Below are 21,665 nucleotides of genomic sequence, written 5' to 3'. Positions count from 1 at the left end.
GGAGCCACCATGTCGAACATCCATCCCACCGCCCATGTCGCGCCCGAAGTCGAACTCGGGGCTGGAGTCACCGTCGGGCCGTTCGCCGTGATCGAGGGGCCGGGGGTGATCGGCGAGGGTTGCCGTATCGAGGCCCATGCGGTGATCCGTCCCTATGTGCGGATGGGGCGGCACAACCATGTCCATCCCCATGCGGTGCTGGGCGGTTTGCCGCAGGATTTGGGCTTCGACGAAGCGACCGAGACCTATCTGGATATCGGCGACCACAATGTGTTCCGCGAAGCGGTGACGCTGAGCCGGGCCACGCAGCCGGGCGGTTCGACCCGCCTGGGTTCCCATAATTACCTGATGAACGGTAGCCATGTCGGCCATGATTGCGTGCTGGGCGACCGCAACATCTTCGCCAGCAATGTGGCGCTCGGTGGCCATGTGCAGATGGGCGACCGGGTGTTTTGCGGCGGCGGGGCGGTGGTGCATCAGTTTTGCCGGGTCGGTAGCCTCGCCATCCTGCAAGGCTTGGCCGGTATCAACAAGGACGTGATTCCCTACACCATGGTTGGCGGGCGTCCGGGCAAGCATTACCGGGTCAATCTGGTCGGTGTGCGCCGGGCCGGGATCGATGGCGACCGGCTCAAGGCCGTGTCCGCCGCCTTCCGCCGCTTGCGTAATAAACAAAGCTTGGACGACCTGCCCGATACCCCCGAACTGGCCTATCTGCGCCAATGGCTGGCGGCGGAATCCAAGCGCCACGGCAACTTGGGTTTCGTCGAACTCGGTCGCGGCGACGACTGATTCCCGTCCTTCTTCCCTCATCGGAGCCAACCCTATGCAATCTCTGCGCTGCGCCGTGATCGGTGTCGGATATCTGGGCAAATTCCACGCGCAAAAATACGCTGCGCTCCCCGAGTGCGAATTGGTCGCCGTGGTCGATAGCAATCCGGTCCAGGCCCAGGCTGTGGCCGAAGCCAACCAGACCCGCGCCGTCGCCGATTACCGCGAACTTTTGGGCCAAGTCGATGCCGTCAGCATCGTGGTGCCGACCCGCCTGCACTTCGAGGTGGCGCGGGATTTCCTGGCGGCGGGCACCCACGTCCTGGTGGAAAAACCCATCACCGTGACGCTGGACGAGGCCGACGCATTGATCCGTTTGGCGCGGGAAAAGGATGTGCGGCTGATGGTCGGCCATCTGGAGCGCTTCAACGCCGCGCTGCTGGGGCTGGATTTGACCCAGGACAAACCCTTGTTCATCGAGTCGCACCGCCTCGCCCCGTTCAATCCCAGGGCCAACGATGTCAGCGTGGTGCTGGACCTGATGATCCACGACATCGATATCATCCTTGACATCGTGGATTCCGAAGTCGAACGCATCGACGCCAAGGGCGTTACCGTCTTGACCTCTGACACCGACATCGCTAACGCCCGCCTCACCTTCAAGAGCGGCTGCGTCGCCAATGTCACCGCCAGCCGCGCCAGCCTCAAGGTCGAGCGCAAGATGCGGATGTTCATGCCGAACTGCTATGTCTCGGTGGATTTTCAAAACCGGGTGCTGGCCAAGCACCGCAAGGGCGAACGGGAGATGTTCCCCGGCGTCCCGGAGATCGTCAGCGAGGAATCGGTGTTCGAGAACGGCGATGCGCTGATGGCCGAGATCAAGCATTTCGTGGCCTGTGTGCGGCAGGGGCGGGAGCCTTTGTGTTCGGGGCAGGCCGGGCGCAGGGCGTTGGCGACCGCGACCGAGATTACCCGGCTGTTGAAATCTTGAGCGCGGCGTTACCCAATCATCAATCTTAGGAGTTCTCAAGCCATGATCCCGATGGTCGATCTCAAAACCCAATACGCCAATCTCAAGGACGACATCGACCGCGGCGTCCAGGAAGTGCTGGAAAGCTGCGCTTTCATCCTGGGGCCGAACGTCAAGGCGTTCGAGGCGGAAACCGCCGCCTATCTGGGCGTGAAGCACACCATCGGTTGCGCTTCCGGCACCGATGCCCTGCATCTGGTCTTGCGGGCGGCGGGTGTGGGCGAGGGCGACGAGGTCATCACTTCGGCTTTCACCTTCATCGCCACGGCGGAAGCCATCCGCTACGTGGGGGCCAAGCCGGTGTTTGTGGACATTGATCCCCGGACTTTCAACATAGGTCCCGCCGCCATCGAAGCCGCCATCACGGCCAAAACCAAGGCGGTCATGCCGGTGCATTTGTTCGGCCAACCGGCGGATATGGCGGGTATCGCCGCGCTGTGCGAGCGCCATGGCCTGTTGCTGATCGAGGATTGCGCCCAATCCTTCGGCGCGACCATAGGTGGCAAGCAGACGGGCGCATTCGGAATCGGGGCCGGGTTCAGCTTCTTCCCCAGCAAGAACCTGGGGGCTTACGGCGATGGCGGCTTGGTCACGACCGCATCCGACGAGGTTGCGGCGAAGGTCAAAATGCTGCGCAACCACGGTTCCGAGGTGCGCTATTACCACGACGCCATCGGCTACAACAGCCGCTTGGACGAAATCCAGGCGGCGATTTTGCGGGTGAAACTGCGCCATATCGAGGAATTCAACTTAGGTCGCCGCCGTGCCGCCCATCTCTATTCCGAACTGATGGCGGATTTGCCGGTCGAGACCCCGCACGAGGACGGCATCGGCGTCCACGTCTACCACCAATACACCCTGCTCAGCGACCGCCGCGATGCCCTCATGCAAGCGCTGCAACAAGAGCAAATCGCCTGCGCTATCTATTACCCGGTGCCTTTGCACCAGCAGAATGTGTTCAAAGCCGATTGTGCCGAATTGAGCCTCCCGGTCACGGAAGCCGTGGCGGCGCGGTGCCTGTCCTTGCCGATTTATCCCGAGCTTGGGGAAGCGGATATCCGCCGCATCGTGGCGGTGATCCGGGCGGCGCTCGATGGCTGAACACGCCCCCTTGGTGCTGCTGTCCGCCGGGGAAGCTTCCGGCGACCGCCATGCCGCCGATTTGTTCACGGCGCTCAAAGCCCTGGTGCCCGGCGTGCGCGGCATCGGCATGGGCGGGGCGGCGATGCGCGAGGCCGGGGTCGAAATCCGCTGCGATTCCTCCGGCATCGGCGTCATCGGCCTGGTCGAAATCGCCAAGCATTACGGCGAAATCCGCCGGGCGCTCACGCTCATGCAAGCCATCGCCCGCGCGGAAAAACCCGATTTGCTGATCTGCGTCGATTACAAGGAATTCAACTTCCGGCTGGCCAAGGCGGCGAAGGCGTGCGGGGTGCGGGTGTTGTTCTATGTCAGCCCGCAGGTCTGGGCCTGGCGGCCTGGCCGGGTCAAGACCTATGGCCGCATCGTCGATCACATGGCGGTGATTTTCCCGTTCGAGGTGCCGTTCTACGCAGCCCACCAAATCCCGGTCACTTATGTCGGCCATCCCCTGGCCGGGAAAGTGAAACCCACGCTGGACCTTCCGGCGGCGCGGGAAAAATACGGCCTCGACGGCGCGGCCCCGGTGATCGGACTGTTGCCCGGCAGCCGCGCCAATGAAATCAAACGCTTGTTCCCGGTCATCCTGGAATCGGCGCGGCGGCTGGCCCAGGATTTCGCGGGGGCGCGGTTCCTGTTGTTCCAGGCGCCTTCGGTGGCGGACGCGGATATCCAGGGACGGCTGGAGGCGTCCGGCCTCGCGGTCCAGACTATCCAGGGCCAGGATTACGACGCCCTGCAATGCTGCGACGCCGTTATCACCGTGTCGGGCACGGCGACCCTGGAAGTCGCCTTGATCGGCGTGCCCATGGTTATCGTCTACCGCCTCTCGCCTTTGAGCTATTGGCTGGGCCGTTTATTGGTCAGCATCCCGTATATCGGCCTGCCCAATATCCTGGCGGGCCGGGGTATCGTGCGCGAATTCATCCAGCACGAGGCCAATCCCGGCAACATAGCCGCCGAGATCGGCAAAATCCTGCGGGAACCCGATTACGCGGCGGGCATCCGGCAAGCATTGGCCGAAGTGCGGGAGCGGCTGGGCGACCGCAACGGCTCCCAGGAGTTGGCGCGTTTGGCGGCGGAGATGCTGGTGCCTGGAGCGGTGCCATGAGCCGGGCTTTCGTGAAGGAAATGGACGGGCTGGAAGAGGCTTTGCCGGAACGGCCCCAAAGTTCCCACATCAACTACGTGACCCCGCGTGGCCTCGCGCAATTGCAGGAACGGGTACGGGAACTGAGCGCCTCGCGCAGCGCTTTGGAACTCCGCGACGATCTGGATAGCCGTCAGCAACTCAAGCGGGTCGAACGCGATTGGCACTACTACACCGAGCGGGTGGCCCGCGCCGTGCTGGTGCGGCCCACGGCCCAGCCCGGCGACAAGGTCCATTTCGGTGCGGCGGTGGAGGTCGAGGACGAGGATGGCCATGGCCAGCGCTTCGTCATCGTCGGTGAGGACGAGGCCGACGCCGCCCGAGGCCGGATCAGTTGGGTGTCGCCGCTGGCCCAGGCCTTGTTGAACGCCCGCCCCGGCGATACCGTCACTTGGCGGCGTCCGGCGGGCGATAAAACCCTGGAAATCCTCGCCATCGGCGAAGACCCGCCGTGAGCGCCGCCGCGCCCGGTTGTCGGCTACGCTATAGCGCCAGGGCCAAACGCCTGCGCTTGGTGGTGAAGCCCGCCGGGGCCGAACTGGTGATCCCGCCCGGCGTGGACCGGGAACAGGCGCTGGCTTTCCTGGAACAGCACCGCGCCTGGGCCGAGCGCAAGCTGGCGGAATTCCGCGCCCGCGCCGCCACGGCCACCGCGCCGGTCGGTTTCCTCGCGGGCGCGACCCTCCCTTTCCAGGGCCGCGAAGTGGCGCTGGACATCGTCGTATCCCCCGACCGCCGGACCTATGTCGAATTCGACATGGGGTTCCGCATCGCCCTGCCCGCCACCGCCGCGCCCACCGAACCGCGGGTGAAAGCCGCCTTGTTCGGTTGGATCAAACCCTGGATGGCGGACGAGGCCGCCCGCATCGCGGCCCGCCATGCCGTCCGCTACGGCCTCGAACCCCGCGCCATCCACATCAAACGCATGAAAAGCCGCTGGGGCAGTTGCGGGACGCGGGGTGCTATCAACCTCAATTGGCTCTTGGCTTTCGCCCCGCCCACGGTGTTGGAATACGTGGTGGTGCATGAGCTTTGCCATCTCCGCCGCCGCGACCATTCCGCTGCCTTTTGGGATTTGGTAGCCCGGCATCTGCCCGGCTGGTCCCAGGAGCGGCACTGGCTCAAGCGCCATGGCGGCGAATTATTGCGGCGTTTCGCATGAACACACTCCACAAAAAATTCAGAAAGAACCTCCTGGCTTGGCTGGTCTTGATCCCGCTGTTCTTCGGGATGCAATTGTTCGCCAACCGCGACCTGGCCTCGGGCACGCCGCCCGCGATCCAGGGCACCACCCTGGACGGTCAGACCTTCCCCGGCCTGGCTACCCTGCCCAAACCCGCCGTGCTGTATTTCTGGGCCAGTTGGTGCCCGGTTTGCCGCGGCATGCAAGGCGGCATCCAGGAATTGGCGCGGGATATGCCTTTGCTCGGTATCGCCATGCAGTCCGGCGATGCCGCCGAAGTCGCTCAGTATATGAAGCAGGCGGGCTTCGATATTCCCACGGTGATCGATGCCTCCGGGGACATCGGCAAAGCCTTTGGCTTGCGCGGTGTGCCCGCGGTGTTCGTGCTGGGTACCGACGGCAATATCCGCTACGCCAGCGCGGGCTATACCACCGCCCTGGGCGTGCGCCTGAGATATTGGCTGGCCGGGCTGTAGGCCGCCGCCGCATCCGGGCTACACGGTGATTGTCAATTGGAAGCGGTAAGCTGGAATCCAAAGCCTGTCCTGGTTCACCCCGGTCCGATGGCGGCGTGGGTCATAGGTCCGAACATGGGCTATAACTAGCTCATCGGCCTTAATAATTGCAGGAGAAACTGCCGTGAGTGCGATTCCCTCTACCATGTTTGCCATCGAAATCACCCAACCGGGCGGTCCCGAGGTGTTGCAGCCTTGCCGCCGCGCCGTGCCCGAACCCGGTCCTGGGGAAGTGTTAATCAAAGTGGCGGCGGCGGGCATCAACCGCCCGGACGCCATGCAGCGCCGGGGTTTGTATCCGCCACCGCCCGGTGCGTCCGATATTCCGGGATTGGAGGTCGCCGGACAGGTCGTGGCCGTGGGCGGGGGCGTGAAGCATCCCACCGTCGGCGAGAACGTGTGCGCCCTGGTCACGGGCGGCGGCTATGCCGAATATTGTGTCGCTGCCGCGCCCTTGTGCCTGCCCATCCCCAAGGGCTTCAGCTGGGCCGAGGCGGCGGCCTTGCCGGAAGCCCTGTTCACGGTCTGGGCCAATTTGTTCGAGCAAGGCGGTTTGAAGGCCGGGGAGCGGGTCTTGATCCACGGCGGCAGTGGCGGCATCGGCAGCACCGCCATCCAGTTGGCGCGGGAATTCGGCGCGGAGGTGTTCGTCACCGCCGGCAGCGTGCAGAAATGTATTTTCTGCGAGCAACTCGGGGCGCGGGCCATCGACTACGGCCAGCAGGATTTCGTCGAGGCCATCCGCGAATATACCGGGGGCCAAGGCGTGGACTTGATCCTCGACATGGTGGGCGGTCCCTATCTACAGCGCAACCTCGAATGCTTGGCCCCCGGCGGGCGCTTGGCCTTGATCGCGGTGCAGGGCGGTCCCAAGACCGAAATCAACCTGTTGCCGATCCTGCTCAAGCGCCTGACCCTGGCCGGTTCCACCCTGCGTCCGCGCAGCCTCGCCGAGAAGGCCGCGCTGGCTTCCGCGCTGAAATCCCAGGTCTGGCCCTTGTTGAAAGCCGGGAAGATCAAGCCTGTGATCCACGGTGCCTTCCCCTTGGCCGACGCCTCGGAAACCCATCATTTATTGGAAAGCGGCCGCCATATCGGCAAGTTGGTATTGGAGAACAGTTGAACCGATGAGATTCCGGGTATCCGCGGCCCTGGCCGCGTTGTGTTTGTTGGCGGGACGGGTCGAGGCCGATGTGGCACGGGGGCTCGCCGCCGTGGCGAAGCAGGATTGGCGCACCGCCGCCGCGCAGTTCCAGCCCTTGGCGGAGGCGGGCGACCGGGATGCCCAGATCAATCTCGGCAACCTGTATCTCAAGGGCTATGGGGTCGAGCAGGATTACGGAGCCGCCTACCGCTGGTATCTCCGGGCGGCGGGGCAGGGCAGCGCCCTGGCCCAGGGCAAGCTCGGGATGATGCAGTATTACGGCCTGGGAATGGACGAGAACCATGGCGCGGCGGTGGGTTGGTTCCGCGAGGCGGCGGAGCGCGGCGATCCGGGGTCGGCGGCGATCCTGGGTTCCTTGTACGAGGCGGGCGACGGCATCCGCAAGGATGGCGTCCAGGCTTATTTCTGGTACGCCCTGGCCGCCGACCGCGGCCATCCCACGGCGGCGGACCGCAAGACCGAGCTGGCCGACCGCATGACCACCGACGAAATCAACCAGGGCCTGGATTTGCTGGCGGCTTGGGAGAAGGACCATCCCTTGCCCGAGGTGAAGGAGGAGGAACCGCCCGAATTCGCCGAACCGCCGCCCGCCGCCCGGCATTTCGAGCCGGTGGGCGAACCCGCCGCCCGGTTCCTTCCTCCCAAGCGGAACAAGGCCGACCCGGAACCGCGGCCTAAGTCCAAAACGCCGAAAGCGGCGGGCAAAAACGCCAAACCGGCCAAGGACGGCAAGCCGGCCAAGTCCAAACCGGCGCAAAAGGGCCAGGATCGGAGCGCCAAACCCGCCCATGCCGCCCACGCCCAACCGGCCAAGCCTTCCAAGTCGGGCCCGCCCAAGGCGATAAAACCGACCGATACCCAGAAACCGGCCAAATCCGCCAAGGCCAAATCCGCCCAGGCGGTCAAGGCCAGCCCGCAAAAAACGGCGGTATCCAAACCCAAGCCCAAGTCCAAACCGGCCCCCAAATGACAACGCCCCGTCCGTGCCGGGCACGGACGGGGCGTTTGGGGCAGCGCCCGGATCAGCCGAAATGGCAGACGTAATCCAGCATCTCGACGGTTTCGATATCGAAGCGGCTGTCGCCCGGCACCTTGAAGGAATCGCCGGCCTGATAGGTGGTCCACTCGCTTTCCCCGGCCTGGCGCACACGGCACACGCCGCCGATGATTTCCATGATTTCCGGCGCGGCGGTCTGGAAGCTCAGGCTGGACGGGAAGATGACGCCGATGGTCTTGCGGGTGCCGTTGGGGAACAGCACGGTATGGCTGACGCATTTGCCGTCGAAGTAGACATTGGCTTTCTTGACGACGCTGACCTCATCGAATTGGGACATGGGGTTCCTCGGCTTGGGTATGGAAAAGGCGGGATTATACGATGGGCGGGCCGGATTCCGCCGGGGCGCGTTAGATCAGCACCGCCAGTACGCCGACCACGACCACGCCCGCCAGCAGCTTGTAGGGCCAGGCCAATAGGTTCCAGGCCAGCCGCACGGCGCGGTATTGCCGCCGGAAAAAGGCCGCGATCTTGGGGAACCATTGGCGGCGGGCTTTCCGCCACAGCCAGCGTAGCAGTAGCAGCCCCGCCAGTATTTTGACCGGGGTCAGGGTCCAGGCGGTGACGATCTCGGCATGGTAGGGATCGAGGTCGAACCACTCCTCGATCTGGTCTTCGAGATGCTCTTCGCTGCCCTCGACCACGAAGAAAATGCTATCGCCGATGAATTCCAGGATTTCCAGGATGAATTCGAACAGGGCTTCTTCCAGGATGAAGGCCAAGGCCACGAAACCCAGGAACCAGTACAAGGGGGTCCAACTGGGTTGCACCGGAAGTTCGGGTTCGGTGGCGGCGGGGCGGGCGGGAGCCTCGGAATCGGAATCGCTCATGGCTAATCGCTGGGCTGGGTTGACCGGACGCGGAAGGGTAGCTGCCTTCGGGGGGCGGTTCAAGCGCGATAGGTCAAATTTGGCGGGCTTGGAAGTCGCCCGGTAGTGTGGGATTTGCGATAAAACTCGCCGGAATCCCGCACGGACGGGGTAAAATAGAACTGTGATATAGTTCGCCAGCGGCGCGGCCGGGGTTCTCCGGTATGACGGTCCTTGGGCGCAGGCTCCGGGGGCGGACGCTCGAACAATAAGGACTCCCAGCGAACCCATCCCCAAGAACCCGACGAAAAAAATATACCGAGAGCTTCATGGAAATCAAAGAATGGCTGCAGGTCTGGCAATTTGAACACAACCCATTCGTGATCTTCGACGCGGACCGCGACCCGTATCTGCAAACCGCGATGGTGGAGAACACCTCGCTGCGTTCCGTGTTGTTGCACCTGGAGAAGCCCAGCCCCTATGTGATCTTCGCCATCCGCGGCGCGGGCAAATCCTCCATGCGGATCGATACCGAGCGCTACCTGCGCCAGTACGAGGACAAGGTGCTGGTCATCAGCTATGTGGAATTCAACGAACTCCTGAGCGAGGTGAGCCGCCCCCGGCGCTTGCCCATCGAATATTCCGCCAACAAATCCGCCCTGGCCCGCGTCTTCAAACGCAAGAAGGAAGAACCCTTGGCCCGCGAAGCCAAGATGACCTTGGACGACCATCTCGATTACATCCTCAAGCTCGGCATTGAGGAGCTTTACGGCCATATCCTCGAAGCCCACAAGGAGGACATGCTCAAGGACAACCGGGAAATCGCCGAGAAATTCCTGCTGCTGACCGCGCTCTATTTCGCGCCCAACGACCTGTCGAGCAAGGTATCGGCCCTGCGCCGCCAGATGGAGATCGCGGGCTATAAGAAGAAAAGCAACTTCTTTGCCAAGAGCCAGGCCAAGTTCCTGGCCGGGGAAATCTACCGTTATATCCGGGGCGTGCCGGTCTCGCTGGAAGGGACGTTCAAGATCATCCAGGAAATCGGGCCGGGCCTGTTTGAGTTCCACGGCATTCCCCGCACCACCGAGAACCGCTTCACCCTGCTCAAGAGCTTCATGGAATTAGTGCGCTATTTCGGGCTGTCGGGGGTGTATTTGTTGGTGGACCGGGTGGACGAGCCGACCAGTATCAAGGGCGACCCGGAGAAGATGCGCGAACTGGTGACGCCGGTGCTGGACGACCAATTGTTCCAGATCGACCACCTCGGCATCATCATGTTCCTGCCCTACGAGTTGCACGACCTCAAGAAGTATTACCGTAGCGACCGCATCAAGACCATTTCCTCGATCAACTGGTCGGCGGAGAACATGATCCGGCTGATCGAGAAGCGCATGAACGTGGGCCGCAAGCCGGGCAGTCCGCCGCTGCAACTGGCCGATATTTTCGAGGAGGATGGCGAGAGCAAGGCGCAGTTCATCGTGCGGCAGTTGACCCCGCGCAACGCCTTCCGCCTGTTGAGCATCATCGTCGAGGAGCATTGCGGTACGGTGATCTATGGCGTCAAGATTTCCACCGAGGTCTATGAATCGGCGGTGCAGCGCTATTTGATCGAGAAGGAAGGTTATTGAGGGTCGCAGCGCGGCGGATCGCGCTTCGGATTCAAAAGGGTCGGCGTGATGAGCGTCGGCCCTTTTTGCCTTTTGGGGTTCTTGTTGTCCATTTTATGGGGCTGTGGTTCGATAGACCGAGTCACATTTTGCGTGGTGGGCGGGCGGCGCATTCGTTTAAGTCCTGGTTTGGGTGGTTAAGCGAATCCGTTCAATGGCATACCTGCGTGGTTGCGATTAGCGCAGCGTAATCGGAAGCATAAAATCCGTGCGATTACGGCTGTGCTAATCGCACCTACGGCCCTACAAAAAGCCATTGTGCCCGTCCACGCCCAACCGTATCCGGGAGTAACCATGGAAGCCAAGCGATTAAACACCGTAGATGATTTGCCCGGATACCCCGAAGAGCGGGTTGAACTCATCAATGGCGAAATCGTCCAGCGACCCATGGCGCGTTCCGAACACGCTTTGGTCCAGGCCGGTATCTCCGACGAAGTTTCCCCATTCAGGCGCAAGGATGGCCCCGGCGGTTGGTGGATCATGACCGAAATCAGCGTCCGATATGGCGAACATCAATGCCCCAGCCACGATTTGGCCGGTTGGCGCAAGGAGCGGGTTCCCAACCGGCCAATAGGTATCATGGATATCATCCCGGATTGGGTGTGCGAAATCATTTCCCCAGGGCATGAGCGCAAGGATGTATTCCATAATTTCCTGCTGCTACAGCGGCATGGCGTGGCTTATTACTGGGTGGTTTCGCCCGAGGATAAAACCCTCATCGCTTATGAATGGGTGGAAGGTAAATACCGGGTGGTATTCGCCATGGAATGTGGGTCGCCTGAGGATTTCATCAAGGCGCGAGTGCCGCCCTTCGAGGGTTTAGAAATGGACTTGGGTTATATTTTCGGACAACCCGGATAGAGCGCGGCAGAATCCGGGAAAATCGAAACCACCCTGCATCCTTTGAAAGCCCCCCATGTTCTCCCGCATCTTCCTCGGCATCACCGATTTCGACCGGGCCATGGCTTTCCACCGGCCCCTCGTCGATGCGGCTGGCCGGTGATTGCGAGGGAACGCCGGGACCCAGGCCGGAATAGCGCGGGCACTACTGCGGCGCAGGCTTCCGCGACCCCGACGGCAATAAGCTTTGCGCCGTCTGCCATCGGCCTGGACGATCCACCCCATTGCCGCGAGTTTACCCACGGAACCGGCCCGACCGCCGCCGTCCCCGCGATACGCCGCCGCCGCCTTTCTTTGCTATGATGCCAAGACTCCGCCCCCCACCCAAGGAAGCGCGTCATGGCCCTACTGGAAACCCCCCTCTGCGATTTCGGCACCCCCGCCATCGATTTTTCCCTGCCCGGCATCGACGGCAAAACCTGGACCTTGGAACAATGCCGCGGCCCCAATGGCCTGCTGGTCATGTTCATCTGCAACCACTGCCCCTATGTCAAGGCCATCCAGGAACGGCTGGTGCGCGACGTGCGGGAGTTGCGCGAACACGGCATCCACGCCGTCGGCATCATGTCCAACGATCCCGCCGACTACCCGGAGGATTCGTTCGACAACATGAAGCGCGTGGCCGAACGCTGTGGCTATCCCTTTCCCTACCTGTTCGATGCAAGCCAGGATATCGCCCGAAGCTATGGCGCGGTCTGCACACCGGACTTCTTCGGCTATAACCGGAACCTGGAACTACAATACCGCGGTCGGCTCGACGCCAGCCGCAAGGATGCCGCCCCGACCGACGCCCGGCGCGACCTCTACGAGGCCATGAAGCAGGTCGCCCTGACCGGCCAGGGCCCCCAGGAACAAATCCCCAGCATGGGTTGCTCCATCAAATGGCGCGACCGCTGAACCGAACCCACAATCCCTTAAACAGGAGAAAACTATGTCTTTCAAGAGAGTAACCGACCTCGATCTCGCCGGTAAGCGCGTCCTGATCCGCGAGGATTTCAACGTGCCGGTGAAGGACGGGAAGGTCGCCAGCGATATCCGCATCCGCGCCGCCCTGCCGAACATCCAGCATTGTTTGGCCGCGGGGGCCAAGGTGATGCTGATGTCCCACCTGGGCCGTCCCACGGAAGGCGAATTCAGCCCGGAGAATTCCATGCAGCCGGTCGCCGACCGCCTAGCGGAACTCCTGGGCCAGCCGGTGCGCTTGATTAAGGACTGGCTGGAAGGGGGGTTCGAGGTGGCCGACGGCGAAGCCGTACTGTTCGAGAACGTCCGCTTCAACAAGGGCGAGAAGAAGGACAACGCGGAACTCTCGGCCAAGATGGCGGCATTGTGCGATGTCTACGTGATGGACGCTTTCGGCACCGCCCACCGCGCCGAAGCCTCCACCCATGGCGTGGGCCAACAAGCCCCGCTGGCCTGCGCGGGCCTCCTGCTGTCCGCCGAACTCGACGCCCTCGGGAAGGCGCTGAAAAGCCCGGAGCGCCCCTTGCTCGCCATCGTCGGCGGTTCCAAGGTGTCGGGCAAGTTGGAAGTCCTGGAGTCCTTGTCCCATCTGGTGGACCAGCTTATCGTCGGCGGCGGCATCGCCAACACCTTCATCGCGGCGGCGGGTTATAACGTCGGCAAATCGCTGTGCGAAGTGGACCTCATCCCCGAAGCCAAGCGCCTGATGGAACAGGCCAAATCCCGTGGCGGCGAGATTCCGGTGCCGACCGACGTGGTTTGTGCCAAGGAGTTCTCGGCGGACGCGGCGGCGACCGTCAAGCCGGTGGCCGAAGTGGCGGAAGACGACATGATCCTCGACATCGGGCCGGATACCGCCGCCCGTTATGCCGAAATCATCAAGTCCGCCGCGACCATCGTCTGGAACGGACCCGTCGGCGTGTTCGAGATCGACCAGTTCGCCGGGGGCACCCAGACCGTGGCGCAGGCCGTGGCCGATTCCCAGGGCTTCTCCATCGCGGGTGGCGGCGACACCTTGGCGGCCATCGACAAATACGGCATCGGCGATCAGGTTTCCTACACCTCCACCGGCGGCGGCGCCTTCCTGGAATTCCTGGAAGGCAAGAAGCTGCCCGCCGTGGCCATGCTCGAAGCCCGCGCCTAAGCTCCGTCCCCAGGCGCGGCGGGATTTCCCCGCCGCGCCCGTGCTTGCAGCCACGCAACCAAGCCAGCCGCGCCGGGAGCCTTGCGGCCTAGGGACAGGGAGTTCCGCTCGCCCGAGATCGTCCACATCGTTTTGGGAGGAACCATTATGCAACTCAAGTTCCGGGATATCCTGCGCGAACCCGAATTCATCAATTCCGTGCGCCACGAGATCAAGCACTACCCGGCGGGGGCGACCATCATCGAAGAAGGCTCCGCCGGCACCGAAATCTACCTGATCCTGGAAGGTGCCACCGAAATCTACGCGGCGGTGGACCATCTCGGCCCGCCCGGCCGCACTACCGAAATCGCCCGGTCGAACGCCGACGCAATCCTGGGCGAACTGTCCCTGTTCGAGCATCAGCCGCGCACCGCCAGCGTGGTCGCCACCTGCGATTGCCAAGTCGCCGTGATCGACGGCAAGTCGCTGGAAAGCTTCATGGACCGGAACCCCGGCCTGGGCTATTGGATCTTGCGGGATATTTTCGACCAGGTGGTCAACCGGATGCGGGAGACCACCCTGCGTAGCAATGCCATCACCGCCCTGTACCTGAACGATTACGAGGCTTAGCCTGGCCGGTCGGGGGTGGGGAAGGGCCGGGCGCAGGATGGCCGGCCTTCCCGATGGCTGTACAGGAGCGCTGGTTTCGGGTAAAACCACGGTGGACCCTTTCACTACCGGAGAAATCGAAACCCATGGCCAGAGTGACCGTAGAAGACTGTTTGAGGAATGTGGACAACCGTTTCCAGTTGGTGTTGTTGGCGTCGAAGCGTGCCCGCGAATTGTCGCGCCGTCCCGACGAGGCCAAAATCCCCTGGGAAAACGATAAATGCACCGTGGTGGCTTTGCGCGAAATTGCCGCCGACCTCATCACCCGCGACTACCTCAACGTGGCTCCGAAGACCGACCGCTTCACCATCGAACGTCCGCCCCTGCCGCTGCGCAATCCCGCGCTGCCCGACCTGGACGACGATTTCGAATAATCGCGCCGGTCCCCCCGTATCCAGAAGCCCGCCGCCATGAGTCCCTTGCCCCCCAGGGAAGACCCTGAACTCCCACAGGAAAAGCTGGTGCGTCGGCTCTGCGCCTTGCTGTCCGGCTATCTCGAATCGACCCAGATCGATGAAGTCCACCGTGCCTATGAAGTCGGTAATTCCGCCCACGAGGGCCAATTCCGGCTGACGGGCGAACCCTATATCTGTCATCCGCTGTCGGTCTCCCTGATCCTGGCCGAAATGCGCATGGACACCAAGGGCATCATGGCCGCGATCCTGCACGATGTGATCGAGGACACCTCCATCACCCGCGAGCAATTGCGCGAGGGCTTCGGCGAGGAAGTCGCGGCCCTGGTCGATGGCGTCAGCAAGCTGACCCAGCTCGATTGCAAATCCCGGGCGGAGGCCCAGGCCCAGAACGTCCGCAAGATGTTCCTGGCGATGGTGAAGGATTTGCGGGTCATCATGGTCAAGTTGGCCGACCGGCTGCACAACATGCGGACTTTGGGCATCATGTCCGGCAACCGCCGCCGCCGCATCGCCCGCGAGACCCTGGATATCTACGCCCCCATCGCCAACCGCCTGGGGATGAACGAAATCCGGCTGGAACTGGAAGACCTGGGTTTCGCCGCCATGTATCCGCTGCGGGCGCGGGTGTTGGATCAGGCGGTCAAGAAGGCCCGCGGCAACCGCAAGGAGGTGGTGGCGACCATCGAGTCCAGCATCCACAAGCGCCTGCACGAAGGCGGCCTGGGTGAATGCGAGGTGGTGGGCCGCGAGAAGCACCTCTATAGCCTGTACCAGAAGATGCGGGGCAAGCACCTCTCGTTCGGCGAGGTCAGCGATGTCTACGCCTTCCGCATCATCGGCAACAGCGTGGACGAGTGCTACCGGGCCTTGGGTGTGGTCCACAACCTCTATAAGCCGGTTCCAGGGAAGTTCAAGGATTACATCGCCGTGCCCAAGGCCAACGGCTACCAATCCCTGCACACGGTGCTGGTCGGTCCCTACGGCCAACCCTTGGAAATCCAAATCCGCACCCGCGCCATGCACCATCTGGCCGAGTCGGGCATCGCCGCGCACTGGCTCTACAAAAGCGAACACGAGCAATCGTCCTACAGCCAAGCCCGCGCCCATGAGTGGCTGCGCGATTTGTTGGAAATTCAGAAGAGCGCCGGGGATTCCATGGAATTCCTCGACAATCTCAAGGTGGACCTGTTCCAGCAGGAGGTGTACGTTTTCACGCCCAAGGGCAAGATCGTCAAGCTGCCGCGCAACGCCACCATCGTCGATTTCGCCTACGCGGTCCACACCGACGTGGGCAATACCTGCGTTTCGGCGCGGGTGGATAGGATGCTCGCCCCCTTGCAGACCGTGCTGGAAAATGGCCGCACGGTGGAGATCATTACCGCGCCCTGGGCCAGGCCGAATCCCTTGTGGTTGAGTTTCGTGGTCACGGCCAAGGCGCGGGCGGCGATCCGCAGCTACCTCCGCAATTTCAAGAAGCAGGAGGCCATCGTCCTGGGGAGGCGCCTGTTGGAGAAGGAATTGGACGCCCAGAACCTGCGCTTCGACGATATTCCCGTGGGCCGGGTCGAAGAACTGCTGAAGCGGCTCGACCTGGGTTCGCGGGACGCCTTGTTCGAGGATATCGGCCTGGGCAACCGGCTACCCTTCCTGGTGGCGCGGCAGTTGGTCCATGCCGATGCGCAGGACACCGCCACCCCGGCCCGGACCGCGCTCTCGCCGCTCATCATCAAGGGCACCGAAGGCATGGTGGTGAACCTCGCCAAATGCTGCCGCCCGATTCCGGGCGATCCCATCGTCGGCTTCTTCAATCCGGGCAAGGGCATCGTCGTCCACCTCAGCGAATGCCGCAACCTGGAGGAACTCCGCAAAAAACCCACCAACTGGCTGGAAGTGCAATGGGATAAGCAGGCCAGCGGCGAATTCCCGGCGGTGATCCGGGTGGAATTGATGAACCAGGTCGGCACCCTGGCCAAGGTGGCCTCCACCATTTCCCGGATGCGGGCCAATATCGAGAATGTGCAGATCACCAACCAGGACAGCCAGATTTCCGTCGATATCATCACCCTTCTGGTCCGCGACCGGGTGCATCTCGCCAATGTGATGCGCGAACTCAAGAAGCTCTCGGTGGTGATGAAGATTTCCCGAGTCAAATCCGAACTACGCAAGAAACCCCCCCATGGCAAAACAAATCATTCAGACTGAACTCGCCCCCCAGGCCATCGGCACCTATTCCCAAGCCGTGAAGGTCGGCAATACCGTGTACCTGTCCGGGCAAATCCCGCTCGATCCCGCCACCATGACCCTGGTCGAGGGCGGTATGGATGCTCAAATCCGCCGGGTGTTCGACAATCTCAAGGCGGTGGCGGAAGCCGCGGGTGGGAGTTTGCAGGACGTGGTGAAGCTCAACATCTTTTTGACCGACCTCGGCCATTTCGCCCTGGTGAACGAGATCATGGCGGGCTATTTCGTCCAGCCGTATCCGGCGCGGGCGGCGCTAGGCGTGGCGGCTTTGCCACGGGGGGCGGGGGTGGAAATGGATGGGGTGATGGTGCTGGATCAATAGCGCTTATCGATTGCCTCGGCAACCGCCCCTGCGGCGGCCAGGACACGGTGGACCGGACGCCGTAGATATCGATGGCGCTGCTTGGAATCACGGGGATGTGGCCGGGCCGGTGGGATTTGCGGAATACTAGCCGCGCCGTCGTTGAGAGGAAAATCCGAGCCATGATCGCCACCGATACGCTGTATGCCAACATTGCCGGGTTCTGGGACCGCGAAATCGTGCCCACCCTGGCCGAATACATCAAGATTCCCAATAAATCCCCGCATTTCGATCCCGATTGGGCCGCGCACGGCCATATGGAAGCCGCCCGCCGCCTCGCCCTGGATTGGCTCGCCGCCCACCCCCTGCCCGGCGCGATCCTGCACGATACCCATCTGCCGGGCCGCACGCCCTTGATCCTGCTGGAAGTTCCCGGCACCCTCGATAAAACCGTGTTGATCTACGGCCATCTCGACAAGCAGCCGGAAATGGAAGGCTGGAGCCAGGGCTTGGGTCCGTGGACGCCGGTCCTGCGCGAAGACAAGCTCTATGGCCGGGGCGGGGCCGACGACGGCTATGCGCTGTTCGCCGCCGTGGCGGCGCTGCGGGCGCTGGCGGGCGTGGCTTTGCCGCGCATCGTCATCCTGATCGAATTCTCCGAGGAAAGCGGTTCGCCCGATTTGCCCGCCTATCTCGACGCCTACGGTGGCATCATCGACACCCCGGATTTGGTCATCGCCCTCGATTCCGGGGCCGGGGATTACGAACGGCTGTGGTCCACCACCTCGCTGCGCGGCGTGGTCAATGGCGTGGTCGATGTGAAGGTATTGGAGGAAACCGCCCATTCCGGCATCGCCAGCGGCATCGTGCCCTCGTCGATGCGGATCATGCGCCAGCTCCTAGACCGGCTGGAAGACCCCGTGACCGGCGCGAGCCGCATCCCGGCGCTGCTGGCCGAAATCCCCGAGCAGCGCCGCCAGCAGGCGGCGGCGGCGGCGGAGATCATCGGCGTCGAGGGTATCCGCGGCAGCTTCAAGGTGGTGCCGGGGTTGTGTCCGGTCAGCGCCGACGGGGCTGAATTACTGCTCAACAATACCTGGCGTCCGACCCTGTGCGTGGTCGGGCAGGCCGGGATGCCGCCCATCCATTCCGCCGGGAACATCCTGCGTTCGCATACCGCCTTCAAGTTGTCGATCCGCCTGCCGCCGACGGTGGATGGCCTCGAAGCCGAAGCCGCGATCCGCGCCGCGCTGACCGCCGACCCGCCCTATGATGCGGAAATCTCGGTCGAATTCGACCAATCCGGCACCGGCTGGAACGCGCCCGCCCTGGCTCCTTGGCTGGAACAGGCGACCCAGGAAGCTTCCGGGATTTTCTATGGCAAGGACGCGGCCTATGTCGGCCTGGGCGGGAGCATTCCGTTCATGGGAATGCTGGGCCAGCAATTCCCCGAAGCGCAATTCCTGATTACCGGGGTGTTGGGACCGTTGAGCAATGCCCATGGGCCGAACGAGTTTTTGCATATTCCCTATGCGAAGAAGTTGACGGCTTGCGTGGCGTATATTTTGGCCAAAGTGGGCGCTTGAGTTCGGTATCGCGGGACGGGTGGCTATCCGCTCACCTTGACCGCGAACCCCGCCGCCTCGATCCGCCCGCCGAAATCTTCCAGCCATCCGGGCGGCAAGGCCGAGAGGCGCGGCGCTTCCGCCTGCATGGAGGGCCGCGCCAGCCCGTACAGCAGCACGCCCCCGACGGGAATGTCCCGCTGCCGGATTTCCGCCAATAAATCCAGATAAGCCCGCTGTTCGTCCGCGCCGGGAGCCGCGCCGTCCCAGGCGAACCAGCAGCTTTGTAGCCAAGTCCGGCACAAGCGGGCCGAGATTTCGAGGTGCCGCAACACGGCTGCCGGCGTCAGATTCACGCTGTTGACGCGGCGGATGCCGTCCGCCGTGGCGCGGTCCAGCTTGAACCAGACCTCGCCGCCCAGCTCCGACCAATGCGCCACGCCGCGCTGGACTGCGGGTTTCGCCATCAGGCTACCGTTGCTGATGAGGACCAGCTTGATCGTCCCGAACAGGTCGAATTCGGCGCAGACCTGGCCGACGATCCCGGCCACGGCGGCGAATTCGCGGCAACTAGTGGGTTCGCCGTTGCCGGAAAGAGCGATATCGCGGATGACGCGCTGGTCTTCCGGCAATTCATAGCGCTGGTAGAAATCGCCATGCAGGGCGTCTGCGAGGAGTCCGGTCAATTCGTCTTCCAGTTGGAACAGGTCGATGGCGGGGGCGGAACCCCGGACGAGGTCCGGGACTTGGCAATAGACGCAACGCCAGTTGCAGGCGTGGTTGGGGTTGAGGTTGACGCCGATGGACAGCCCGCCCGAGCGGCGCGATATCACCGGGTAGACGTAGGTGAGTCCGGCGCTGTCGCGATCATGGTGGGTAATGGTGAGTTTGGGCATGGCTATGGGTTGGGGATTGAGGCTGGAATCTCAAACCCAGCCGTTACCGGATAAACGGTTATTATATTCTTCATGGGATATGGCTTCGATGAACTCCAGAGGGCCATGGTCGTCCTTGCAGATTAAACGGTATCTACGCCCGATGGGGATGGAGATGATATGGCGTTGTCCCATATTCTTCATCCGCTTCCCCATGAAATCCATATAAGAAGCGCCGTGTTGCAGTGATGCGATCATTTCGAGGGTTTTTTCCGCGATTTCGGGAGGCAGATCGTCGAGCGGGATCGGGGCTTGCGCAAGCCGCTGGATGCGCTGGGTTTTCGCTTGGAGCATCGCGTGCTTCCGCTGCTCTTCGCTGGCGCAGCGATGACAGAATCTCCCTTTGCCGTTGTGGCCGCACGAAAAGGTTTTTTTTCTAACAGGCATGGTATTCGGAGAGTATTAAAGTCGAGGAGGTCAAGCGGTTTATTCTCTGTCGAATTGCCGCAATGGGCCGACCCACTGGGTTCCGCTGTCAGTAATTTTCGTATAAACCACGCCCGGCGCGGAAGGCGACACCGGACCGTCCAGGAGTTCCCTGGGCGCTGGTTCCTTTTCGTGTGTTTCCATCCGCCGTGCGGATGGTTACGGCAACTGCCGGCGACTTTGGCCATGACGAATCCTCCCGGTCTGGAGGCGGTACGATATGGCTGCGGCTGAGGCGGACATGATAGTTGAAACTGTTCGACCGGACTTGGGAGCTGACCCATGTTGGGTGGCTATCGTCCTCCTGGAGGACCCGATTGGCATCGCCTGTTCCGGCCCGGCGCGGCAGAGCCGGGAACCGCGCCATGCCCATATCGGATCGGGACGCCGCCCGGCCTAAATCCCAGTGTTTTTCTCAAGTACCAACATTTGTGATAATACCGCCCTACACCGACCACCGCGCCGCAATGCCCCGGACCATGGCGAAAAAAGCCCCCAATTTCGAAGAATCCCTGGCCGAGTTGGAACAACTGGTGGACCGCATGGAGCAGGGCGACCTGCCCCTGGAAGAAGCCCTCAAGCTGTTCGAGCGCGGCGTGCAGCTCACCCGCACCAGCCAAGCCGCCCTGCGCGAAGCGGAACAAAAAGTCCGCGTATTGCTGGAAAAGAACGGCGAACCCCTACTGAAACCCTTTACCGATGAATCCTGAGAACGCTTTGCAAGATTTCATGCGGGCCTGCCAGACCCGCGCCGAAGCCGCGCTGGACGCGAGGCTCCCCGCCGCGACCCGGATGCCGGAACGGCTACACCAAGCCATGCGCTATTCCGCGCTGGGCGGTGGCAAGCGGCTGCGGCCCTTGTTGACCTATGCCACCGGGATCGCTTTGGACTTGCCTTTGGACCTGTTGGACGGCCCGGCCGCGGCGGTGGAATTCATCCACGTCTATTCGCTGATCCACGACGACTTGCCCGCCATGGACGACGATGCCCTGCGCCGTGGCAAGCCGACCTGCCATGTCGCCTTCGACGAGGCTACCGCCATCCTGGCCGGGGATGGCTTGCAGGCGCTGGCCTTCCATGTGCTGGCCCACGATCCCAACCTCCAGGTTCCGGCGGAGAACCGCCTCGCCATGATCGAAACCCTGGCGAGCGCCAGCGGTTCCTATGGCATGGTCGGGGGGCAGGCCATCGACCTGGACGCGGTGGGCACTACCTTGGACCTCCCCAGCCTGGAAAACATGCACATCCGCAAGACCGGCGCCTTGATCCGGGCCAGCGTCAAGCTGGCGACCCTGGCCCAGGTGCCGCACGACAAGGCCGCCGCCGACAAACTCGACCATTACGCCAAGTGCATCGGCCTCGCTTTCCAGATCAAGGACGATATCCTCGACGAGGAGAGCGACACCCAGACCCTCGGCAAGACCCAGGGCAAGGACCGCGATCACAACAAGCCGAATTATCCGGCCCTCCTGGGGCTGAACGGGGCCAAGGAGAAAGCCCAGGAATTGCACGAGGAGGCGCTGGCCAGCCTCGCCGGTTTCGGCGCGGAAGCCGACCTGCTGCGGGCCTTGTCGCTGTTCATCATCGAGCGCCGCAACTAGGCCCACGGCGGCGGAACGGCCTTTCTTGAAAGCCCTGGGG

Annotated in this window: 24 protein-coding genes; 20 read left to right on the top strand and 4 right to left on the bottom strand. The window is 62.8% G+C overall.

The window, feature by feature from the left end:
• The first annotated feature begins 9 nt into the window (after positions 1–9).
• From lpxA to B9N93_RS14030, 9 genes are all read left to right on the top strand, one after another.
• A complete protein-coding gene (lpxA, locus tag B9N93_RS14070; protein WP_085214675.1) occupies positions 10–792 on the top strand; it encodes an acyl-ACP--UDP-N-acetylglucosamine O-acyltransferase in 783 nt (260 codons plus the stop codon).
• A 34-nt stretch (positions 793–826) separates the two neighbouring features.
• Positions 827–1,762: a Gfo/Idh/MocA family protein gene (locus B9N93_RS14065; RefSeq protein WP_085214673.1), complete on the top strand. Its 936-nt coding sequence runs from the start codon at positions 827–829 to the stop codon at positions 1,760–1,762.
• Between the two features lie 42 nt (positions 1,763–1,804).
• Positions 1,805–2,902: a DegT/DnrJ/EryC1/StrS family aminotransferase gene (locus B9N93_RS14060; RefSeq protein WP_085214671.1), complete on the top strand. Its 1,098-nt coding sequence runs from the start codon at positions 1,805–1,807 to the stop codon at positions 2,900–2,902.
• Positions 2,895–4,052 (top strand): lipid-A-disaccharide synthase, encoded by a 1,158-nt coding sequence (lpxB, locus tag B9N93_RS14055; RefSeq protein WP_085214669.1) that lies wholly within the window; start codon positions 2,895–2,897, stop codon positions 4,050–4,052. The genes B9N93_RS14060 and lpxB overlap by 8 nt, the downstream gene beginning before the upstream one ends.
• The gene (locus B9N93_RS14050) at positions 4,049–4,546 is read left to right on the top strand and encodes a GreA/GreB family elongation factor (RefSeq protein ID WP_085214667.1); all 498 of its coding nucleotides are present in this window, start codon (positions 4,049–4,051) and stop codon (positions 4,544–4,546) included. Before lpxB ends, B9N93_RS14050 begins: the two co-directional genes overlap by 4 nt.
• The gene (locus B9N93_RS14045) at positions 4,543–5,253 is read left to right on the top strand and encodes a M48 family metallopeptidase (RefSeq protein WP_085214665.1); all 711 of its coding nucleotides are present in this window, start codon (positions 4,543–4,545) and stop codon (positions 5,251–5,253) included. Before B9N93_RS14050 ends, B9N93_RS14045 begins: the two co-directional genes overlap by 4 nt.
• A complete protein-coding gene (locus tag B9N93_RS14040; RefSeq protein ID WP_085214663.1) occupies positions 5,250–5,750 on the top strand; it encodes a protein disulfide oxidoreductase in 501 nt (166 codons plus the stop codon). The genes B9N93_RS14045 and B9N93_RS14040 overlap by 4 nt, the downstream gene beginning before the upstream one ends.
• Positions 5,751–5,913: 163 nt before the next feature.
• Positions 5,914–6,912, top strand: coding sequence for an NAD(P)H-quinone oxidoreductase (locus B9N93_RS14035; protein ID WP_368655814.1), 999 nt, complete (start codon positions 5,914–5,916; stop codon positions 6,910–6,912).
• Positions 6,913–6,916: 4 nt separating this feature from the next.
• A complete protein-coding gene (locus B9N93_RS14030) occupies positions 6,917–7,924 on the top strand; it encodes a tetratricopeptide repeat protein (protein WP_085214659.1) in 1,008 nt (335 codons plus the stop codon).
• Between the two features lie 52 nt (positions 7,925–7,976).
• Here the strand turns inward: B9N93_RS14030 and B9N93_RS14025 are convergent, their stop codons facing one another.
• Complete coding sequence (locus B9N93_RS14025; protein WP_085214657.1) at positions 7,977–8,288, bottom strand: pyrimidine/purine nucleoside phosphorylase; 312 nt, start codon at positions 8,286–8,288, stop codon at positions 7,977–7,979.
• Positions 8,289–8,358: 70 nt separating this feature from the next.
• Positions 8,359–8,838, bottom strand: coding sequence for a hypothetical protein (locus B9N93_RS14020; RefSeq protein WP_085214655.1), 480 nt, complete (start codon positions 8,836–8,838; stop codon positions 8,359–8,361).
• 308 nt (positions 8,839–9,146) lie between these two features.
• Between B9N93_RS14020 and B9N93_RS14015 the strand changes: the two genes are divergently transcribed.
• The 9 genes from B9N93_RS14015 (at position 9,147) to B9N93_RS13970 (ending at position 18,683) form a co-directional block, all read left to right on the top strand.
• On the top strand, positions 9,147–10,445 hold the full coding sequence (locus tag B9N93_RS14015; RefSeq protein ID WP_085214653.1) for a hypothetical protein: 1,299 nt from the start codon (positions 9,147–9,149) through the stop codon (positions 10,443–10,445).
• A gap of 333 nt (positions 10,446–10,778) precedes the next feature.
• Entirely contained in the window at positions 10,779–11,345 is a 567-nt protein-coding gene (locus tag B9N93_RS14010; RefSeq protein WP_085214651.1) for a Uma2 family endonuclease, read from the top strand.
• A 378-nt stretch (positions 11,346–11,723) separates the two neighbouring features.
• Positions 11,724–12,281, top strand: coding sequence for a thioredoxin family protein (locus tag B9N93_RS14000; protein ID WP_085214649.1), 558 nt, complete (start codon positions 11,724–11,726; stop codon positions 12,279–12,281).
• Between the two features lie 34 nt (positions 12,282–12,315).
• A complete protein-coding gene (locus B9N93_RS13995; RefSeq protein WP_085214647.1) occupies positions 12,316–13,491 on the top strand; it encodes a phosphoglycerate kinase in 1,176 nt (391 codons plus the stop codon).
• A gap of 147 nt (positions 13,492–13,638) precedes the next feature.
• On the top strand, positions 13,639–14,100 hold the full coding sequence (locus B9N93_RS13990) for a cyclic nucleotide-binding domain-containing protein (protein WP_085214645.1): 462 nt from the start codon (positions 13,639–13,641) through the stop codon (positions 14,098–14,100).
• Positions 14,101–14,225: 125 nt separating this feature from the next.
• Positions 14,226–14,513 (top strand): DNA-directed RNA polymerase subunit omega, encoded by a 288-nt coding sequence (rpoZ, locus tag B9N93_RS13985; RefSeq protein ID WP_085214643.1) that lies wholly within the window; start codon positions 14,226–14,228, stop codon positions 14,511–14,513.
• Between the two features lie 36 nt (positions 14,514–14,549).
• The gene (locus tag B9N93_RS13980) at positions 14,550–16,757 is read left to right on the top strand and encodes a RelA/SpoT family protein (protein ID WP_085214641.1); all 2,208 of its coding nucleotides are present in this window, start codon (positions 14,550–14,552) and stop codon (positions 16,755–16,757) included.
• A complete protein-coding gene (locus tag B9N93_RS13975; RefSeq protein WP_085214639.1) occupies positions 16,732–17,118 on the top strand; it encodes a RidA family protein in 387 nt (128 codons plus the stop codon). The genes B9N93_RS13980 and B9N93_RS13975 overlap by 26 nt, the downstream gene beginning before the upstream one ends.
• A 161-nt stretch (positions 17,119–17,279) precedes the next feature.
• Positions 17,280–18,683, top strand: coding sequence for a M20/M25/M40 family metallo-hydrolase (locus tag B9N93_RS13970; protein ID WP_085214637.1), 1,404 nt, complete (start codon positions 17,280–17,282; stop codon positions 18,681–18,683).
• A gap of 23 nt (positions 18,684–18,706) precedes the next feature.
• On the opposite strand, the gene B9N93_RS13965 is transcribed toward B9N93_RS13970, so the two are convergent.
• The gene (locus tag B9N93_RS13965) at positions 18,707–19,558 is read right to left on the bottom strand and encodes a radical SAM protein (RefSeq protein ID WP_085214635.1); all 852 of its coding nucleotides are present in this window, start codon (positions 19,556–19,558) and stop codon (positions 18,707–18,709) included.
• A gap of 30 nt (positions 19,559–19,588) precedes the next feature.
• On the bottom strand, positions 19,589–19,984 hold the full coding sequence (locus B9N93_RS13960) for a DUF7682 family zinc-binding protein (protein WP_125468985.1): 396 nt from the start codon (positions 19,982–19,984) through the stop codon (positions 19,589–19,591).
• A 518-nt stretch (positions 19,985–20,502) separates the two neighbouring features.
• On the opposite strand from B9N93_RS13960, the gene xseB reads away from it, so the two are divergent.
• Positions 20,503–20,733, top strand: coding sequence for an exodeoxyribonuclease VII small subunit (xseB, locus tag B9N93_RS13955; protein ID WP_176225258.1), 231 nt, complete (start codon positions 20,503–20,505; stop codon positions 20,731–20,733).
• The gene (ispA, locus tag B9N93_RS13950; protein ID WP_085214629.1) at positions 20,723–21,625 is read left to right on the top strand and encodes a (2E,6E)-farnesyl diphosphate synthase; all 903 of its coding nucleotides are present in this window, start codon (positions 20,723–20,725) and stop codon (positions 21,623–21,625) included. Before xseB ends, ispA begins: the two co-directional genes overlap by 11 nt.
• Positions 21,626–21,665: the final 40 nt, after the last annotated feature.

Origin of the sequence: Methylomagnum ishizawai, assembly GCF_900155475.1 — a bacterium.
Classification (GTDB): domain Bacteria; phylum Pseudomonadota; class Gammaproteobacteria; order Methylococcales; family Methylococcaceae; genus Methylomagnum; species Methylomagnum ishizawai_A.
This window is presented reverse-complemented; position numbering and strand designations above follow the sequence as displayed.

Bases quoted from the DNA above. Each gene is read 5' to 3' on its own strand.
- B9N93_RS14025 (WP_085214657.1), bottom strand. From the start codon at position 8,288: ATGTCCCAATTCGATGAGGTCAGCGTCGTCAAGAAAGCCAATGTCTAC.
- B9N93_RS14065 (WP_085214673.1), top strand. From the start codon at position 827: ATGCAATCTCTGCGCTGCGCCGTGATCGGTGTCGGATATCTGGGCAAA.
- B9N93_RS14060 (WP_085214671.1), top strand. From the start codon at position 1,805: ATGATCCCGATGGTCGATCTCAAAACCCAATACGCCAATCTCAAGGAC.
- B9N93_RS14020 (WP_085214655.1), bottom strand. From the start codon at position 8,838: ATGAGCGATTCCGATTCCGAGGCTCCCGCCCGCCCCGCCGCCACCGAA.
- B9N93_RS13990 (WP_085214645.1), top strand. From the start codon at position 13,639: ATGCAACTCAAGTTCCGGGATATCCTGCGCGAACCCGAATTCATCAAT.
- B9N93_RS14050 (WP_085214667.1), top strand. From the start codon at position 4,049: ATGAGCCGGGCTTTCGTGAAGGAAATGGACGGGCTGGAAGAGGCTTTG.
- lpxA (WP_085214675.1), top strand. From the start codon at position 10: ATGTCGAACATCCATCCCACCGCCCATGTCGCGCCCGAAGTCGAACTC.
- B9N93_RS14040 (WP_085214663.1), top strand. From the start codon at position 5,250: ATGAACACACTCCACAAAAAATTCAGAAAGAACCTCCTGGCTTGGCTG.
- B9N93_RS14010 (WP_085214651.1), top strand. From the start codon at position 10,779: ATGGAAGCCAAGCGATTAAACACCGTAGATGATTTGCCCGGATACCCC.
- B9N93_RS14000 (WP_085214649.1), top strand. From the start codon at position 11,724: ATGGCCCTACTGGAAACCCCCCTCTGCGATTTCGGCACCCCCGCCATC.
- B9N93_RS13965 (WP_085214635.1), bottom strand. From the start codon at position 19,558: ATGCCCAAACTCACCATTACCCACCATGATCGCGACAGCGCCGGACTC.
- B9N93_RS13980 (WP_085214641.1), top strand. From the start codon at position 14,550: ATGAGTCCCTTGCCCCCCAGGGAAGACCCTGAACTCCCACAGGAAAAG.
- xseB (WP_176225258.1), top strand. From the start codon at position 20,503: ATGGCGAAAAAAGCCCCCAATTTCGAAGAATCCCTGGCCGAGTTGGAA.
- B9N93_RS14015 (WP_085214653.1), top strand. From the start codon at position 9,147: ATGGAAATCAAAGAATGGCTGCAGGTCTGGCAATTTGAACACAACCCA.
- B9N93_RS13995 (WP_085214647.1), top strand. From the start codon at position 12,316: ATGTCTTTCAAGAGAGTAACCGACCTCGATCTCGCCGGTAAGCGCGTC.
- ispA (WP_085214629.1), top strand. From the start codon at position 20,723: ATGAATCCTGAGAACGCTTTGCAAGATTTCATGCGGGCCTGCCAGACC.
- B9N93_RS13975 (WP_085214639.1), top strand. From the start codon at position 16,732: ATGGCAAAACAAATCATTCAGACTGAACTCGCCCCCCAGGCCATCGGC.
- B9N93_RS13970 (WP_085214637.1), top strand. From the start codon at position 17,280: ATGATCGCCACCGATACGCTGTATGCCAACATTGCCGGGTTCTGGGAC.
- B9N93_RS14030 (WP_085214659.1), top strand. From the start codon at position 6,917: ATGAGATTCCGGGTATCCGCGGCCCTGGCCGCGTTGTGTTTGTTGGCG.
- lpxB (WP_085214669.1), top strand. From the start codon at position 2,895: ATGGCTGAACACGCCCCCTTGGTGCTGCTGTCCGCCGGGGAAGCTTCC.
- rpoZ (WP_085214643.1), top strand. From the start codon at position 14,226: ATGGCCAGAGTGACCGTAGAAGACTGTTTGAGGAATGTGGACAACCGT.
- B9N93_RS13960 (WP_125468985.1), bottom strand. From the start codon at position 19,984: ATGCCTGTTAGAAAAAAAACCTTTTCGTGCGGCCACAACGGCAAAGGG.